The organism is Prevotellamassilia timonensis (genome assembly GCF_021531665.1).
In the GTDB taxonomy this organism is placed as follows: Bacteria; Bacteroidota; Bacteroidia; order Bacteroidales; family Bacteroidaceae; genus Alloprevotella.
The window spans coordinates 1-243 of sequence record NZ_JADYUH010000232.1 but is presented as its reverse complement, the minus strand read 5'-3'; the positions used below and the strand labels follow the sequence as shown (position 1 = coordinate 243).

Sequence of the window (243 nt, the reverse complement as noted above, 5' to 3'; positions counted from 1 at the left end):
GTACGTCAAACATGACCGAACTGTTGACCGACCCGACGGGTTCGCGCCGCTTCTTCTGCCAGATGGTGGAGGCTCCGATTAGTCGCGAAGCGATAGACCACGACCAACTCTATGCACAGGTCATGGCGGAGTTGGCAGCGGGTCAGCCGACCTTCTTCTCCAAAGAGGAAGAGGCTGAGATAGAAGAACATAACCGCACCTTCTACCGCCAGTCCCCGTTGGCGGAAGCGTTCCACAAGTCGT

At 57.2% G+C, this 243-nt stretch carries 1 protein-coding gene; it reads left to right on the top strand.

What is annotated here, in order from left to right:
• Positions 1-11 precede the first annotated feature (11 nt).
• A partial coding sequence (locus I6E40_RS10880; protein ID WP_235387304.1) for a virulence-associated E family protein occupies positions 12-243 on the top strand: 232 nt, incomplete at its 3' end.